The organism is Seonamhaeicola sp. (assembly GCF_028281565.1).
Classification (GTDB): Bacteria; Bacteroidota; Bacteroidia; order Flavobacteriales; family Flavobacteriaceae; genus Seonamhaeicola.
The window spans coordinates 121,226-137,794 of record NZ_JANQJQ010000005.1 but is presented as its reverse complement, the minus strand read 5'-3'; the positions used below and the strand labels follow the sequence as shown (position 1 = coordinate 137,794).

Below are 16,569 nucleotides of genomic sequence, written 5' to 3'. Positions count from 1 at the left end.
TAAATTTCAAATTTCAAACAAAACGTGGGGTCGCAACTGCCTACTGAATACTGCGACTGCCAACTGAATTCCCTCACAAAGACGCAAGGTCTCCAAGATATTCCAACTTCCAACTCCCAGCTTCTAACTTCTACCTTCCGTCTTCAGGCTTCTTTCTCCAAGCTACAGGACACTTTTAATAACCAGAGACTTCGACACCGTTTCCTGCCATTCCTTTTCAGCATCCGAGCTTTGGGTAATACCGCCTCCGACATATATTATAGCCTTAGCATCTTTTAATTGCATGCAACGCAAGTTCACATACAATTGGGTACTGCTTCTATTAAAGGCGTAGGCCCTGTTCTCTATATTTCGTTTGCCGGAACGTGGAGACGCCACCGTCTTTAAATTCAGTTCGCCTAAAAAACCAGTGTAGAATTCCCGATTGTAGTTTTCATGCTCTAATATAAAATCTTTGGTCGTTTGCTTTGGCAAACCACAAACGGCCGGTGTTGGATGAATAGCAGAGAGTACTTTTTGTAAATTAGAATCCGGTTTTAACTGAGCCGAGATCATGGTTTTTAAATGCAGCAAATTACCTGCTTTAACGGTATTGGTATCCGATACTTTAATACTTTCTGCTGAAGGTTCCAGACTATCCACAATAAAATCGGTTACAAACTTCTGTTCCTGCTTTTCTTTGTTTTGCCAAACGACATCCAAAGTGCCGTTATAATCCTGGGTGCCTGCCAACGCCATAATTGAAAACCGATTGCCTTCAATCTTTATAAGCGTTTCGGGAGTGGCGCCTAACCACAACCCTACTTTAGGGTGATACCAGCAATACACAAATGCCGAGGCATATTTCCCTAATAATTTTTGAAAAATAGTAACCGGATTCGCTTCGGAAAGAGCAACTACTTCCTGTCTGGACAACACCACTTTTTTAAAGGCATCATTTTTAATGGCTTCCACTCCTTTTTTAACCAGGTTGATGTGGTGTTCCTTCCCTTCTGAATCAGTTTCAATAGCTTTTAAGTGGATTCCTGCCTTCACTTCGACAAGCTCAGTATGATACTCCGGAATGACAGACGAAATTCTTATGGATTCTGAGATTTCCAAAGGCATTAAAACGGTGTCTTCCCTGTCATCAAACGGTGAAAACACAAAGCCCTTTTCAGTAAAATCAGTAGTAAAATGTAAATCGGACGTTTGTTGCAGTATCCCTTTAACCTCAGTTTTATTGGGCTTTCTGTAAACTACAAACGGTAATTGCTGCTCGTACTGTATTGCAATACGCTTAAAAAAATCTTCCAATGTCATGTGGTTTATTTGGTTCTTGGAAGTGAAACAGTAGTTAATTTACATAATGAGATCAAATGATCGTCATCATTGGTCACTCTGATTTCAAACAGTTGTGTGGTACGCCCTTTATGAATAAACGTAGCTTTGGCATATACATGGCCGCTACGCACACTTTTTACATGATTAGCTGAAATCTCTATACCACGTACAAAAAACTGTTTGGTGTCCAGCAACAACTCCGCTGCAAAACTACCGGTGGTTTCAGCTAAGGCCACGGTGGCACCACCATGCAATACGCCATCCGGCTGATGTACTTTTGGAGTCACGGGCATTTTTAAAATTAAAAAGTCATCATCAAAGTCAACCATTTCAATATTAAGCGTTTCTATCAAGGTGCCTCTTGTCATCTCCCGAAATCGCTCTATCATAACTTCTTTAGATAATTGCATAGAAATAACTACTTTTAAAATTGCAAACAAAAATACAAAATGATACAGTAATGATGAGGTCACTTCGAGTGATTTTCTTTAGAAAATAGTATCTACAAGCCCCTATTTAAAAGTTCTCGATTTTATACTGAGCTTGTCGAAGTACATTCCGATTGTATCGGAACACTCGAACTGACGAAACAATAATTGTATGACTATACCAACCCTTGAAGATAATCGTGTAAAACTCACCTTATTGGGTATGAGTAATTATAAAAAGCTAATGGATATTGCCCGGGAACCTGACCTGGTGCAATACTCGCCCGGTAAAATTGATACACCGGAAGATTTAAAAGCTTATGTGCAAACGGCAGTTGACGACTATTATAACCGAACCGCTATACCGTTTATAATATTTGACAAACAGGCCAATGCCTATGCCGGTTGTACCCGTTTCGGACACATGAACCGACACAGCAAAGTACTACATATAGGTTGGACCTGGATCGGGCGCGCGTTTCAGGGTACAAGGCTTAATAAACACGTGAAATTCTTAATGTTGCAATATGCTTTTGAAACCCTAAAGTTTGACAAAGTTGAATTTAGAGTGGATGAACGCAACCTGCGTTCCAGGAAAGCGGTTGAAAAACTGGACGCCAAACTGGAAGGTATTTTACGAAAGGATACCCTTATGCCTGACGGTTTTAAACGTAATACCTGTTGCTATGGCATTTTAAAAGAGGAATGGCACGGGATCAAAGCACATGTTTTTGAAGGGTTTTAAAAAATGCGCATCATTATATCTCACCCATAGTAAGGCAATATCCTGAATAGGTTATGTTTTGTCTCGTTATCAAAATTTGTAATGTAATTTTCAAATTGTTCGGGAAATTCCTTGCTCGCATAGGCCAACAAGTTTAAATAACGACTTACCAAATGCGGATGAGACGAAAAAGCTCTGGCCATAAATGCAAAGAAAGGACTATGCTTTAAATCACGGCCCTGTTCCAATATACCTTTAAATTGTATTTTAAATGACAGATCATTTCCTACCATTAACTTATTAAATGCAATAATGGACTGTTCCACATTTTGTGTTACCATCATTCCGATATTATCCCCCGTGTACTGCGTGGCTCTTTCGTAAGGCAAAAGGAAAAAATTAAATATTTTGATCTTTTCTATATTTTCAAAGATCAATCTCAATATAGTGGTTCTAAAGTGTTTTGCCTTTAGTGCTCCAATAAACCGGGCAATAATCCATTTCATTTGAATACGCTGATCATCATTGGATATCATATCTTTAACCAATTCAGAATTTAACACAATAAACCGGGTCTTAAAGAATTTAGCCAGGAAGGCATTTACGGAACCTTCTTCAACTATATAGATCTGAATGTCTTTAGTATAAGATAAGGCTTCTTTCACTTCCGAATAGATCTTGAGTATCTCGGGGAAATTATGGTTGGACACTTTTACAGAATTACCAATAAGGTGCATTTTTGCAATGCTCAGAGAAAACCAAACAATAAACACAATGATCCCTACATATATTAATATTAATCCAAAAGAAGCAATAGTCAGTATTAAACCTATGATTGCAATTGGTATGCCTGCAATCATAGCCAGGTTAAAACGGTTGTCTTCTTTTGGGTAAGTTGCCTTTCTAATTTTTTCAGTTATTGTAATTTCCATCATAGATTATTTAAATGAATGTTAACGATTTAGGATAAAGTTCGTTTCAATACTAAAAATAGATTCAGCGCATACAACTGAAATTTAAAGTTTTATCACTGGAAAATCAATACGTAGATATACGTAATTTTTGAGTAGCTATAAACAAAAAAAACACCTTCCATAAAGGAAAGTGTTTATGTTACTTTTGCTAAGTAAATCCCGATCATTCAACCATACGTTTACCCGTAATTTTTTGTCCGCCTTGTAACAAGGTAAGGCTTTCAATATGTCCCTCCTCATTTTTATTAAAAGTGATTTGTGCCTTCACCACTTTCAGGTAAAATTCGTTTTCAGATTTCGGAAATATATCAAACTGAGGTTGCCCCGTAGCCTGGGCTTTCATTTGTTTGTCCACTTTGGTAACGGTAATGATGAAGTTAGGCATGAGCTGGTATTTACCCACATAACTTTCTAAAACAGTATCGGTTATTGTGATCTCTTTTTCAAATTCGCTGACATCGGCACCAAGTTTCTTTAAGTGTTCAATAGCGGCTGTATTACTGGGATCCATGGAGACCGACTTCTTATAATTCTCTATTGCGCCTTCATTTTGTCCTAATGTCATTAAAGCCTCGGCATAACTATCATACACGTTAGAGGATTCCGGAAAGGCCTCTATATTTAATTTAAACACCTTGGCTGCTTCCTCTGCTTTATCAGATTGTAAAAGCTGGTATCCAATACCATTCATCTCCCTTTCATTTAAACTAAACGATTTGGAATCTTTAATGTCATGATACCTTGCAATGCCGGCGTCAATCCCTTTACTTCGGATCACCTCTAAGACCTCTGTAGCCACTGACTTTTTAGGCATATTATAATCTTTGTCATTTAAAATACCCCTTATGGAACGCGTCATCTGATTCAGAGGGGCACCGCCGGTATTACTAAATAACACGACCAAGGACTTATCTGAAGTGGCCCTGGAAATGATGGTGTTAAAACCGTTAATACCACCGCCATGCTGAATCACATAAATGCTGTCCTTGGAGGTTCCAATGCGATCATAGCCAACCCCCCAACCATAAGCATAATGATTATTACCAAAAGCCTTGATATAGGGTTTAAAATACAGGTCCATAAATTCTTGTGGCAATAGTTTATTGGTGTACAAGGCCTGATCCCACAGATACAGGTCCTCAACGGTTGAATACATAGAGCCTGCCGCATATGGAATGGACATATCCAGGTACCTGGAATTAACATAGGTATTTCCCCGTTTTTCATAACCTGTAGCCCTGTTCTTTATAATATCTCCGTGATGGTCATATCCGGTATCCTGCATGTTCAGGGGTGTAAATATCTTTTCCTGAAGCAGGTCTTCATAGGTCTTACCGGTTAGCTTTTCAACAATCACCCCTAAAAGGAAATATCCGGAATTGCTGTAGCTGAAACGCGCTCCCGGTTCAAAATCCAGGTCTTTATTGGCAAACTTTTCAACAAAGGCTTCCGGTTCGTAAGGGTCCCTGGTATCATTTTTCATAAATCCCGGAAAGGCTGTGTAGTTGGGAATCCCTGACGTATGCGTCAATAAGTGATGGGTTGTTATTTTGCCTCCTGTAGTCTTTGGGTAATCCGGTAAGTAGGTTGTAATGGGGGCTTGCAAATCTAATTTACCATCCGCTGCTAATTGTAGAATAAGCATGGCGGTGAACTGTTTGGTAATAGATCCTATCCTGTGTTTTGTGTTGGACTGATTAGGAATATCCCATTCCATATTGGCCATGCCAAACCCCTTTTTGTAAATAACCTGCCCCTGATCTGCCACTAAAACAGAGCCGTTAAATTTTCCGTATTCGGCATATTTACCAACTAGTTTATCTATTTCTTCAACTTTGTCCTGAGACAAACTAATACTGCTAACTAATAAAAGGCCCCATAAAAGTATACCCCTTTTAAACCATGAATGATGTGATTTCATATATAGAATTTTGATTGATTTGAACTTTGAATACCGGTTTGACGACCTTAATCCTCCATTTGTTACATAAGGTACAAATAAAATGACTATTTAACAGATCAATTAGCCTACTTAGCCCAAAGTTCTTATATCAATCTAAAGGCTCCACCCATAAATTCCGGAACTGGATCTTTGAACCCTCAGCCTGCAATCCTATATTGCCCTTTGTTACCGTACAATTGGTGGCTGTATTCTGAAGTATCCCGTTTACCATTAGCTCAATGGTATCTCCTTTGCAGGTAATATCATAGCTATTCCATTCCCATGCCGGATTTTCGCTTGAAGCTTGAAATTTAGGAATAAGCGGTTTATTGCCTTCCGTAGATGTATAGGTACTATCTCCCAGGGTAGCACTTCTTCCTATACCGTGAATGATAAAATCACCGGCGCTTTGATGTTTTAACTGCCCCTGGTAATGCCCTACCCAAATGAGATCGGATCCGGTTGTATGCACAAAAACACCACTGTTTGTCGGTACTTCAGGGTAACGCCATTCCACATGCAGTTTGTAGTTAGCATATGCCTTAACCGTTCTCAGGTAACCAACGGGAACACCAATCGTTTCAATCATACCCTCATTTACGTAAAAAAAGTCATTTGGGTCAACCGTTGGATCACTCACAAAAATGGTCCAGCCATCCAGGTTTTCACCGTTAAACAGGTATTCCTTTTTAGGGGTACTGCATGAAACTAAAAGTACAACCAGTATGGTCATAGTAAAAAAAGCTTTCATTATATTATGAGTATTAGGGGTTTGCTATTCTGAAATTAAATCGTTAAACCATTTACGTAATGCCATAGTGGATGGCCTGTCATCTAAAAACATATCACAGGCATGGGCTTTTAAGCCCGAGTTCATATAAATAACCCCGGTATCAACAGAACTTAGCAGTTCTTTTAACTCAGGTGTGCTGTTATCGGTTTGAAATACCTTGATATTTCCCAAACGTTGTAAGCGTTCTATGGCCCCCTGTTTATCGGCACCACCCCAACCATCGCCATCGTAATGCTGGCAGGTATGCATCCCTTTCCATAAACCGGCAATGGTATCGTTACGCAAGCCAATAAAACCACAGGCAATGGCCCCTCTTGAAAAGCCTGTAACTACCATATTTTCTCTGTCACCATGAAACTTTTCAATGATCTCATTTACGGTTTTAACCGTATAGTCTGCTGTATCGTTGGGGTTCCCCCAACCGTTTTCGGCAATAGTCCCGGTTTTATAATTCACAAAAGGCATGCTAATCCAAATAGCATTGTCACCTTTGCTCATACCATACCCTATAACACAATGTTCCGGCCTTCCTGTGGAATAGCAATTACGGACGTAAAAGATATTACCCGGATATTCTACAATGACCGGGTATTTTGTTTCACTGTCTTTTTTCCAATGGTTTGGTAAATATAATACACTATACAACTGAGAATTTGGATCGTTCTGTAACTGATAGTGTACCCGGTGGCCCCCTTTGGGTTCTGTATGAGTCATTTCAGGAACATCCAATCGGCCTTTAGGTCGTTTCCATTCAGAAACTTTTCCTGTGGTTTTAAGGTTTAATAAACTCGCATTAACCTCAGCTTTCGGCCTGTCAAACATAAGCTGAACTTCATAAACGTAATTGGGATTTAATTTGGGCGTCCCGTCCGGAAAGGTTTCTCGCAAATGACACCGCATTGTTTTTGTTTCCCCGGCATGAATGGTAAGCGTATCTGCTACGGAGTTCCAACCCTTGTTGGAGTTCACCCAAAGTAATGCTTTCAGTGGATCCTTCCCTTCATTCTTTATGGTCGCTTCAACAAACTCAGCAGTATTCCATGTATATTGTTCCGAAGTTACCGGAATACCAACCCAGGACCACCTGCCTGCTTTGGTTTTCGGGCTATCCGTAATTTTTAAAACCCTTTCACTGGTTACAATGTCAACATGAAGTCCTCGTGTATTGAGTAATTGTTCCTTACTGGTAATATGCTTTAATAAATCTTCGCTTTGGGATACACAGTTTAAAAAGCAAAAAACTGTTAGACAAAACCCAATCCACTTATTTATTGCTCTCAATCCAGGCATGTATTTTGTTCTCTAAAAGCTGTAATGGAATGCAACCGGTTTCTAATACCTGGTTATGAAATTCTTTGATATCAAAGGCTTCACCAAGCTCAGACTGTGCTGTTTCCCGTAACTCTATTAGTTTTAACTGACCGATTTTATAAGATAATGCCTGTCCGGGATTCGCCATATAGCGCTCTATCTCACTGATTATTTTGGCTTCAGATTCTGCCTCGTTTTCCAATGAATACTGAATGGCCTGCTTTCTGGTCCATCCTTTTGCATGCAAGCCCGTATCTACCACCAATCTGATCGCTCTATGGATCTCAGCACTTAACATACCGAAATATTGGTAGGGGTCTTTATAAAGCCCCAGCTCTTTTCCCATGGCCTCGGTATATAGCGCCCAACCTTCACCATAAGCACTATACCATAAGGTTTTTCTAAAATCGGGTAACTCTTCATTTTCCTGGGCAAGCGATATCTGAAAATGATGCCCCGGTATAGCTTCGTGTAAAAACAGATCCTCCTTATCAAAAATATTATAGGCTTCCACATCCGGAATGGGGGTATAAAAAATACCCGGTCGGGTCCCGTCCAAAGACCCTGAAGCATAATTGGCTGCTGCAGACTTCTCCCTGAAAGGCTCCGTTCTTCTAACTTCGAAAGGTGTTTTAGGCTGTTTCCCGAAAAGCTTGTTGATCTGAGGTTTCATGACCTCATGAATACTGTCATAGAAGGCTATAACCTGAGAACGTTCAGTAAACGGCATTAAGTCTTTGTTGGTTCTGACGTGGTCAAAAAATGCATTCAGATCGCCTTTAAATCCTACTTGCTGCTTGACAGCTTCCATTTCACCTCTAATACGGGCTACTTCCTTGAGTCCTAATTCATGAATGTCATCAGCTGACATAGACGTGGTGGTATATTTTTTTATTTGATGATTATAATAAGCATCTCCCAGAGGCGTTGCATTAATGCCACTGGATGTTCTTCCGGCAGGTAAATAGTCATGCTTTAAAAAGGCCACCATATCTTTATGAGCCGGTACAATTTTTTTCAATACCATGTCTGTATATGCTTCTCTTAATGCTTCCCGGTCTTCCTTTGTAAATGTTTCGGGCATTAGCTTAACAGGAGCAAAATACAGGTGTGTTTCCACGTCTTCACCAATCAAACTTTCAAACTGCGGGATCACTTTTACAATTAAAGGTTTTGGCAACACATAGCCGGTTTTCATACCTTCCCGCATGTTCTTTTTTGCAGCTTCCAACCAAATTAAATAGGCATCAACACGCTTTAACCAGTTTTTATAATCGCTTACCGTTTTAAATGGCTGGGAGGTGGTTCCGCTTGCCAATTGATTAAAATCTAAATTTTTAGACCACATCTGATCTATAGGCATCAGATCTTTTTTAAAGGTCAGAGCCTCAATATTAATATTACAGTCCCAGTTTAATACCGCCATGCTCATTTTTTCCGTGTCTGATAATGCCGAAGTGTCCAGTTTGGTAAGTGCCTCCTTGTACCTGGTATAATAAGCTTGCTTTTTAGCTTTATAAGCTTCGGACAAAAAATTTGGAAATTGATCATTATACCTGTGATCTCCTGCCTCAGTAGCTTTAGTGGGGTTCAAAACCAGCCTTTCTTCATTATAGGCCTCCAGCAATTCTGAAAACGCTTTGCTTGTTTCATTGGCAGCATCAGGATCATTTTTAACCGCTTGTTTACAGGAGCACAGTAAAACAAGGCCTATCAGGAACGCTCTTTTCATAATGTTATGATTTAAATGTCACTAAATATAAAAAGAAAACTATTACAAAACATGATTTAGCAAGTTTGGAAAAGTTAGTATCTTTTTTACCCAATACTTTTGTAGTATCAATACCTTAAAAATGAAAGTGAAACAAAACAACAAAGCGTTTTATCAGGAAAGACTTCATGTTATTATGGAATACATACACAATAATTTGGATCATCCTATTGACATAAAAACGCTGGCGGAGCTCTCTAACTTTTCACCTTTTCATTTTCATCGTATTAGCAGAGCGCTTTTAGGCGAACCCATTGGAGCATACATTTCCAGAACACGTATAGAAACTGCCGCAAAAATGATCCGGTATACCAGTTTAGACATGGAAAGTATTGCTTATAATGTTGGTTTTGAAACGCCATCATCACTTTCAAAAAAGTTTAAATCGCATTTTGGAATATCGCCTACAGCGTATCGAAAAAACAAAAGTTACACTTTAAAACCCGTTAGCCAGATGGAAACAACTTTAAACATTAAAAAACCAAAATTTATAGATTTAGAAGACAAACAATGTATGTATTACCGCATGCAGGGTGCCTATCAAACTTTAGATTATGCCGGTGCCTGGGAAAAACTTTGGGAACAAGTAAAGGAACAAAAGCTCTTTACAAAAGGTATTGAACTTATTGGAGTACCTCATGACGACCCTAAAGTCACTGAAGATGATAAAATACGCTACGATGCCTGTTTAGTAATTCACAAAGATGCCAAACCAATTGGTGATATAGGAGTTAAAACACTTAAAGGCGGTAAATTTGCCGTGTTCTTATATCAGGGGTCATACAAATATTTTGAACAGGTATACAACTATATGTTTAACGACTGGCTACTTAACAGCGAACACGAATTACGCGATGTACCTGTTAGAGAGCGCTATATAAGTCATCCGGATAGAGTGGCTGAAGATAAATTAAAAACCGAATTCTATATTCCGATAAAGTAACTCTTAAAATAGTATAAAGAAGTAACACTCCAAACTTCTTTATACTATTTACCATCTGAAAACTCAATAAAAAAGCATTAGCTAATTTGATTTTCCAAGGCCAAAAGATGCCTAATGGTATTTGTAGTATCTTTTAGTGGGAATATATGTATTGCGCAATTGTAAGGCGCTCTATTTTTGCGATAGTTTACAAGTGTTTCCTTGAATTCTTTACCTTCTTTAAGCTTTTTTCTAATGCGATCCAGACTTTTTTCTGAAGTAGCTTCTCCCTGCAAAAAATTCGGCTTTTTTCCTTTGGCATAATTAGCAGGATAACCGGTCATTTTGGTAAAGCCTTTGTTTACCCACTCTATTTTCTGGTTGGCATCCGTAAGTACCAGGGCTTCAAAATCATACTTAGTCAATATTGTATCCAAATCTAAGAGCCACTCAAATTTTCTTTTGTATCCGTTTAAAATTTCAATTTCAACCTGTTTATTGAAGTTTTTGGATTGATGAAATAAGTACATCCCATAAATATCCCAGCATAATAATGGTGCGCTTTGTATTTTGCTATTGAATTTCATTGCTTCTAATTTTTAATGTGCAGATAAAAAGAAGCAAGTACAAGCATGTGTGTATGTAATACACGAAAGGCATACTTAATCTTGACTTAGCTTTTTATCGCGAAAGCTTGTTTGTCATTCTTTTCAAGGCTAGTATCTGGCTTGTAATACAATTACTTACAGTTGCGCGACAGCTTGTGATTCTCACACAATTCCTATTTACTTAGCGTCATGCTAAACCTTAAAAGTATATGCCAAAGGTAGTATTATTATTTGTATTGACTCCGGTACATTCATAGAAAAGATTGTTTATAGTTTTCCTTTGACTGTCTTTATAATCTGTTTTCTCATAAATTATTTGGACTTTCATCAATTAAAATTTGTAGGTAAATTACAATCCGTTACATTTACTGAAGAAATACCTCCAGTTTATGAGAAACACTTTTATCGGCTTACTTGTTACTTTCTGTTTTTCTCTTCAAATACATTCCCAAGTAATCAAAGCCGCGGAACCTACCTGGATTAGCAAGGTCCAATATTCAAATTCAGAAATAGATATAAATGATGTAGAAGCCGGTACATATACCCTGCTTTTTGATAGTCAGGCAAATATTCCCATGCAAACTGTTTATCATCGTTTTGTAACCAAAATAACTGATAATGTTGGTATTCAAAATGCTTCAAATATTAATGTTAGCTATGACCCGACGTATCAAAAACTAAAATTTCATAAAATAAATATTATTAGGGGGGATGCCGTCATAAATAAGTTGAATGTATCTAACTTTCAGGTCATGAGACGTGAATTGAATGCTGAAAACCACCTTTATGATGGTTCCCTTTCTGCAGTCATGAATATTTCTGACGTTAGAACGGATGATGTTATTGATTATGCTTACTCCATTACCGGTTTTAACCCTATTCATAAGAACAAATTTTCACATAGCTTTTATTTGAGTGATTTTGAATCGGTTGGGAAAGTAAATGCTACTTTACTTTCTAAGAATGAATTTGACTATAAGTCTTTTAACACGTCTAAGGAACCGGCAATTTCAAAGGAAAACAATCTGTATAAATACCAATGGGTATCAACAAATACCAAAGCATTAGATTATGAAGACAATACGCCTTCCTGGAAGCTGCTTTATGAAACTATCATTGTTAGTGAATACAATTCCTGGAAAGAAGTTGTTGATTGGGGTCTTGATGTTTATCATATAAAGGACAATATTGATGCTGAACTGCAAGCCAAAATTGATGACATTGATTCGGCTAATAAAGACATTGGAGATAAAATAAAAGCTACTTTAAATTTTGTTCAAAACGACATTAGGTATTTAGGCCTGGAATCCGGTATTGGGGCTTACAAACCGTTTTCGCCAAACCAGGTTTTTAAACAGCGCTTTGGAGATTGTAAAGACAAAAGCCTGTTGATGACAACCATGCTTAAAAAAATGGGCATAGAAGCGTATCCGATGCTTGTAAACACCTCTTTAAAACATACCATAAAAGAATTTTTACCGTCGCCTAAGTTCTTTGATCACTGTGTGGTAAAAGTTATTAAAGATAAAGTGGGGTATTATTATGATCCAACCATATCAAATCAGGGAGGCGATTATGATAGTACGCATTTTCCGGACTATGGTTTCGGATTAGTCATTAAAAAGGATAATGAAGGTTTTGACGAAATTAAAACAGCTTCGGAAAACAAAATTGAAATTCAGGAGGAATATACTATTATGGAAGTTGGTAAAGGTGCCAATTTAAAAGTGACCACAACGTATTACGAATCTGAGGCGGACAATATGCGTAATTATTTCAAAAACAATAGTATTGGCTCCATTAAGAAGGAGTACGAACGGTTTTATTCAAATTACTATTATAATGTATCCTCCGTAAATCCTCCAAAGTTTGAAGACAACACCTACGGAAACGTCTTTAAGGTATATGAAGAATATCTGTTGGATAGTATATGGCAGCCTATGCCGGAAAAAGAAAACCACATTGCAGTGAATTTTATTCCAAGTAGTCTTATAGGTACTTTATATGTTCCCACTAAGGATCAAAGAGAAGCCGAAGTATCTATGATCTACCCAATAATAAGAGAGCATAAAATCAATATTAGCCTCCCTATGGACTGGGGCATTGAAAATGATAAGTTATTTGTGAACTCAGACGGTTTCTACTATGAATGGAAAGTAGGGTATGATAAAGCTAAAAAAGAGATTGACCTTTATTATTACCTGGAAACTCAAAAAGACCACATAACTAAAGATGAATATAAACAATACATTCAGGATATAAAAAAAGTAGATCAAACTACTGGGTACTATATCTTTATTCCTGAAAATTATGCCGCTCTTAGCCTTTCAAGTAAAAACGGGGATGTTATTTTTAACGGCATCATTGCAATTGTGAAAATCCTGCTGATTATCGGTGTTATAATTGTTATCACCCTATTTGTATTCTGGTATGTAAACAAGAGAAAGGCCCACTAAGATGATCTTATTTCTAAGTTGGTAAAAACTTCTTTTAATCAAAGAAACACGTAATTTAACAATTATATAAGGTTTGTAGTACAATTTTTACTTAAACTTGCTGCGTTAACTAAAATCCTATACCTTATGAAAGTCCTAGTAACAGTTTTAATCTTATCATTTACAGGTTTATGTCAGGCACAATTTATTTCTAATGACGGTGAGTATCATTTTGCTGCAGGCGCAGTTATTTCAGCCGGTACTTATGCCATAGTTTATGCCACAACCAAAGATAAAAAGAAAGCTTTCTGGTATGGTTTAGGCGCTTCAACTCTGGCAGGTATTACTAAAGAAGTTATTGATAGCGGTAAGGAACTTAATAGATTTGATGCGGGGGATATGGCGGCTACTTCGTTAGGAGGTTTAACAGCAAGTGTTACATTAAGCTTATTTGTTGGAAAGAAAAAAGCAAAAAAACGTCAGAAGGCCATGCTAAATTATTAGTTTTTTTACAATATCCTTAGTAGGTAAAATGGCTTTGGTATGTTCTATACTGGGGCCGGCTACCCAAACGGTTTTATAGGTAGCTTTGGTAGCAGCGTTTTTCGTGGCGTTCATGCCTATTGAAAAACGAATCATTTTAACCCATTTTTTCAATTTTCGGTTTTTGTTAAGCAGGTTTTCTATCCACGTAGCTTTGGTACCAATTTTTTGAACATATGGTGTGTTTATCACCGTGCATGGTGTCCCGGAAATACGCTCAGTCATTACAATATCATCGGCTCCATAATCCACGCAGGCCTGCTTGTATTCATCCGTAACATTGGCTTCAACAGATGCAATAAACGGACTGCCCACAGAAACTCCGGCTGCACCATACCTAAGCATGGTATCTACATCTGCCTTGCAACCTACACCTCCGGCTGAGATAATGGGAATTTGACAATTAGCTACCAATTGGGTTATTAAATCTTTAGGAGACATGGCACCCCTATGTCCTCCAGCCTCATTATTAACTGCAATAACGGCATCGGCTCCCAGCCCTTCTACTTTCTTCGCAAATTTTAGATCTACTACATCACAAAACACCTTTATTCCGACTTTATGTGCCTGCTTAATGGTTTCTTCAGGACTTCCCAACGACGTTATTATAAAATCACAACCTTCTTCGCATAAAACCTCCAGTTGCCCTTTGTATTTAATATTCGACTTATTGACTATTAAATTAAACCCAAACGAACCCCCTTCAACTTTTTCCCTTTTAAGTGCCCTGGCAGCTAAACGCAGTTCATCCAGTGTTCTGTAATTCAATGCCGGAATACAACCGGCTATACCGCTTTTCATTGCTTCTGTGACCATGTCTACATTGGATACCAAAAACATGGGGGCCTGAATAATGGGATGCTTAATGCTTAATAATTCGGTAAGTTTTTCAGCCATCTGAACGATTAATTTTCACAAATATAAAAATATTATGCACGCATAACAACTAATAATCAATCAGTTACAAAATTCAGTCGCTAAAATTGAGTTAAATATCTGGTTTTATGACGTTTATCATTGTTTTATTATGCATGCATAATTAATTTTGAATTCATTAATTTTTAAACCTTTTCAATCATGAAAAACATATTGTTAACCTTACTTGCTCTTATAATTGTTTCTCAATTACAAGCTCAAACTATTGAACTGCCAAACACAGTAATCTCTGTAAATTATAAATATTTAAATGCTACGGATTCTGATGATGCCCCGGTTCGCGTCAAGCAGTTGGAAGAAGCCGTTTCAAATTATGATAATGCTGAATTATCAGAACTCTACGATGATGAGTATGATACCTACAAAGTGTCATTCTTTATCCCGGAAGGGAAAATTGTAGCCGCCATTGATAAAAACGGTAAAATTATCAGAACCATAGAAAAATATAACAATGTCAGATTGCCATTAGCCGTTATGCAGGCCATATCCAATCGTTATCCAAATTGGGCTATTGTTGAAGATGTTTATTTTATAAAATATCATTGTGAAGCAGATGACCTAAAAAAGGAATATAAAGTCAAAATTAAAAATGACAATAAAATAGTCACCGTTAGAACTAACGAAAAGGGAGACTTTATTTAATCTTTAAAACGATAATAGGCACATTTTAAATAAGCGCCTTCCGGAAATGTTACCAGATGGTCTATATCATGATGGGTGTTTAAAATATTTTTAAACACCCTTTTTTGTCTTCGTAATGTTTGAAGGTTTATATCAAAAAAAGATCGTGCCAGCACCCGGGAAGAACAGGATGCCAAAACTAAAAGGCCATTTTTTGCCGTGAGTTTTTCCCCCAGTTCAGCCAATTGTGCATATTTCTTTTTGGCCAACTCAACTTCCGACTGTTGTTTGGCGAAACTTGGCGGGTCTATTACAACTACATCAAAGGTTTTATTCTTACTTATCAGTTTTTTAAGTACTTCAAAAGCATCCCCGGCCATGGTTATATGCTTGCCTGAATATGCGTTCAACTTGCCATTTTCATAAGCCATTTCAAGGGCTTGCTTACTTATATCCAAGCTTGTAACTTCTTTGGCGCCATTATATAATGCATGCACTGAAAAACCTCCTGCATATGAGAATACATCTAAAACGGTTTTATTTTTACTGAATGCTCCAACCTGTTTTCGGTTATGCCTGTGATCTAAAAAATAACCGGTTTTGTGCCCTTTTATGACATTAGCCGAAAATTTTACATGGTGCTCTACAAATTCAACGACTTCATCTTTTAAATTCCCATAAACAACCGTTCCATCCACTAATTGGTGATTCTCGGACTGTTGCAAACTCCTGCTTAAACGCATTACAATGGTTTCCGCCTTTGAAATTTTTAAAAGGCTTTCTAAAATGGTTTCCAAATACGGGAGCCATATCTCCGAATACAATTTTACTACCAAAACAGTAGCATAGACATCCGCTATAAGCCCCGGAAACCCGTCATTTTCACCAAAAAGTAACCTGTAGCTATTGGTATTTGTTTTAAGTAACTCAAACCGTTTTTCAAAAGCTGCTTCAATCTTGTTTAAAAAGAACGTTTCGTTAATTTCCGATGCAGAAAAATGAATCATTTTGATCCTGATAGGAGAATCGGCATCATATAAGCCCAGGCCAATGACTTTATTTTTGCGTTTACTAAAAATGATGGCTAAATCCCCAGTATTGGCATCATTATTAATCTTTACAATACTATTTGAAAATACCCAGGGATGTTTCTTTAAAACGGACTGCTCGCCCTTTACACTAAGTTTTACTGCTAAGCGTTTTGGTTTGTACGTGTTTTTAAATTGATCTGAAAACAC

15 protein-coding genes and 1 riboswitch are annotated in these 16,569 nt (G+C 37.6%); of the genes, 5 read left to right on the top strand and 10 right to left on the bottom strand.

Annotated features, from left to right (window positions below):
• Positions 1-162: 162 nt before the first annotated feature.
• Entirely contained in the window at positions 163-1,302 is a 1,140-nt protein-coding gene (locus Q0983_RS01625) for a chorismate-binding protein (protein ID WP_299547754.1), read from the bottom strand.
• Positions 1,303-1,307: 5 nt separating this feature from the next.
• Positions 1,308-1,733 (bottom strand): hotdog fold thioesterase, encoded by a 426-nt coding sequence (locus Q0983_RS01620; RefSeq protein ID WP_299547751.1) that lies wholly within the window; start codon positions 1,731-1,733, stop codon positions 1,308-1,310.
• A 190-nt stretch (positions 1,734-1,923) separates the two neighbouring features.
• Between Q0983_RS01620 and Q0983_RS01615 the strand changes: the two genes are divergently transcribed.
• A complete protein-coding gene (locus tag Q0983_RS01615; RefSeq protein ID WP_299547749.1) occupies positions 1,924-2,496 on the top strand; it encodes a GNAT family N-acetyltransferase in 573 nt (190 codons plus the stop codon).
• Between the two features lie 20 nt (positions 2,497-2,516).
• On the opposite strand, the gene Q0983_RS01610 is transcribed toward Q0983_RS01615, so the two are convergent.
• The 5 genes from Q0983_RS01610 to Q0983_RS01590 form a co-directional block, all read right to left on the bottom strand.
• Positions 2,517-3,410, bottom strand: coding sequence for a M48 family metallopeptidase (locus tag Q0983_RS01610; protein WP_299547747.1), 894 nt, complete (start codon positions 3,408-3,410; stop codon positions 2,517-2,519).
• 202 nt (positions 3,411-3,612) lie between these two features.
• On the bottom strand, positions 3,613-5,370 hold the full coding sequence (locus Q0983_RS01605; protein WP_299547744.1) for a serine hydrolase: 1,758 nt from the start codon (positions 5,368-5,370) through the stop codon (positions 3,613-3,615).
• A gap of 130 nt (positions 5,371-5,500) precedes the next feature.
• Positions 5,501-6,142 carry a DUF1080 domain-containing protein gene (locus Q0983_RS01600; protein ID WP_299547741.1) on the bottom strand — a complete coding sequence of 214 codons (642 nt, stop codon included), beginning with the start codon at positions 6,140-6,142 and terminating at the stop codon, positions 5,501-5,503.
• A 24-nt stretch (positions 6,143-6,166) separates the two neighbouring features.
• Complete coding sequence (locus tag Q0983_RS01595) at positions 6,167-7,474, bottom strand: hypothetical protein (RefSeq protein ID WP_299547738.1); 1,308 nt, start codon at positions 7,472-7,474, stop codon at positions 6,167-6,169.
• Entirely contained in the window at positions 7,449-9,227 is a 1,779-nt protein-coding gene (locus Q0983_RS01590; protein WP_299547735.1) for a DUF885 family protein, read from the bottom strand. The genes Q0983_RS01595 and Q0983_RS01590 overlap by 26 nt, the downstream gene beginning before the upstream one ends.
• 121 nt (positions 9,228-9,348) lie before the next feature.
• Here Q0983_RS01590 and Q0983_RS01585 point away from each other — a divergent pair, with 121 nt between their 5' ends.
• A complete protein-coding gene (locus tag Q0983_RS01585; RefSeq protein WP_299547732.1) occupies positions 9,349-10,209 on the top strand; it encodes an AraC family transcriptional regulator in 861 nt (286 codons plus the stop codon).
• A gap of 77 nt (positions 10,210-10,286) precedes the next feature.
• Here Q0983_RS01585 and Q0983_RS01580 read toward each other — a convergent pair whose 3' ends face one another.
• A complete protein-coding gene (locus Q0983_RS01580; protein ID WP_299547729.1) occupies positions 10,287-10,775 on the bottom strand; it encodes a PAS domain-containing protein in 489 nt (162 codons plus the stop codon).
• A 109-nt stretch (positions 10,776-10,884) separates the two neighbouring features.
• Positions 10,885-11,013, bottom strand: a riboswitch (cobalamin riboswitch).
• A 172-nt stretch (positions 11,014-11,185) separates the two neighbouring features.
• Between Q0983_RS01580 and Q0983_RS01575 the strand changes: the two genes are divergently transcribed.
• On the top strand, positions 11,186-13,252 hold the full coding sequence (locus tag Q0983_RS01575) for a DUF3857 and transglutaminase domain-containing protein (protein WP_299547726.1): 2,067 nt from the start codon (positions 11,186-11,188) through the stop codon (positions 13,250-13,252).
• A 126-nt stretch (positions 13,253-13,378) separates the two neighbouring features.
• Positions 13,379-13,735, top strand: a complete 357-nt coding sequence (locus Q0983_RS01570) for a hypothetical protein (RefSeq protein ID WP_299547722.1) — start codon at positions 13,379-13,381, stop codon at positions 13,733-13,735.
• Here Q0983_RS01570 and Q0983_RS01565 read toward each other — a convergent pair.
• The gene (locus Q0983_RS01565) at positions 13,724-14,671 is read right to left on the bottom strand and encodes a nitronate monooxygenase (RefSeq protein WP_299547719.1); all 948 of its coding nucleotides are present in this window, start codon (positions 14,669-14,671) and stop codon (positions 13,724-13,726) included. The genes Q0983_RS01570 and Q0983_RS01565 overlap by 12 nt on opposite strands.
• Before the next feature lie 180 nt (positions 14,672-14,851).
• On the opposite strand from Q0983_RS01565, the gene Q0983_RS01560 reads away from it, so the two are divergent.
• Positions 14,852-15,352, top strand: coding sequence for a nicotinate-nucleotide adenylyltransferase (locus Q0983_RS01560; RefSeq protein ID WP_299547716.1), 501 nt, complete (start codon positions 14,852-14,854; stop codon positions 15,350-15,352).
• Here Q0983_RS01560 and Q0983_RS01555 read toward each other — a convergent pair.
• The gene (locus Q0983_RS01555; protein ID WP_366140978.1) at positions 15,349-16,569 is read right to left on the bottom strand and encodes a class I SAM-dependent rRNA methyltransferase; all 1,221 of its coding nucleotides are present in this window, start codon (positions 16,567-16,569) and stop codon (positions 15,349-15,351) included. The two genes, Q0983_RS01560 and Q0983_RS01555, sit on opposite strands and share 4 nt — an antisense overlap.

Bases quoted from the DNA above. Each gene is read 5' to 3' on its own strand.
- Q0983_RS01625 (WP_299547754.1), bottom strand. From the start codon at position 1,302: ATGACATTGGAAGATTTTTTTAAGCGTATTGCAATACAGTACGAGCAG.
- Q0983_RS01620 (WP_299547751.1), bottom strand. From the start codon at position 1,733: ATGCAATTATCTAAAGAAGTTATGATAGAGCGATTTCGGGAGATGACA.
- Q0983_RS01615 (WP_299547749.1), top strand. From the start codon at position 1,924: ATGACTATACCAACCCTTGAAGATAATCGTGTAAAACTCACCTTATTG.
- Q0983_RS01610 (WP_299547747.1), bottom strand. From the start codon at position 3,410: ATGATGGAAATTACAATAACTGAAAAAATTAGAAAGGCAACTTACCCA.
- Q0983_RS01605 (WP_299547744.1), bottom strand. From the start codon at position 5,370: ATGAAATCACATCATTCATGGTTTAAAAGGGGTATACTTTTATGGGGC.
- Q0983_RS01600 (WP_299547741.1), bottom strand. From the start codon at position 6,142: ATGAAAGCTTTTTTTACTATGACCATACTGGTTGTACTTTTAGTTTCA.
- Q0983_RS01595 (WP_299547738.1), bottom strand. From the start codon at position 7,474: ATGCCTGGATTGAGAGCAATAAATAAGTGGATTGGGTTTTGTCTAACA.
- Q0983_RS01590 (WP_299547735.1), bottom strand. From the start codon at position 9,227: ATGAAAAGAGCGTTCCTGATAGGCCTTGTTTTACTGTGCTCCTGTAAA.
- Q0983_RS01585 (WP_299547732.1), top strand. From the start codon at position 9,349: ATGAAAGTGAAACAAAACAACAAAGCGTTTTATCAGGAAAGACTTCAT.
- Q0983_RS01580 (WP_299547729.1), bottom strand. From the start codon at position 10,775: ATGAAATTCAATAGCAAAATACAAAGCGCACCATTATTATGCTGGGAT.
- Q0983_RS01575 (WP_299547726.1), top strand. From the start codon at position 11,186: ATGAGAAACACTTTTATCGGCTTACTTGTTACTTTCTGTTTTTCTCTT.
- Q0983_RS01570 (WP_299547722.1), top strand. From the start codon at position 13,379: ATGAAAGTCCTAGTAACAGTTTTAATCTTATCATTTACAGGTTTATGT.
- Q0983_RS01565 (WP_299547719.1), bottom strand. From the start codon at position 14,671: ATGGCTGAAAAACTTACCGAATTATTAAGCATTAAGCATCCCATTATT.
- Q0983_RS01560 (WP_299547716.1), top strand. From the start codon at position 14,852: ATGAAAAACATATTGTTAACCTTACTTGCTCTTATAATTGTTTCTCAA.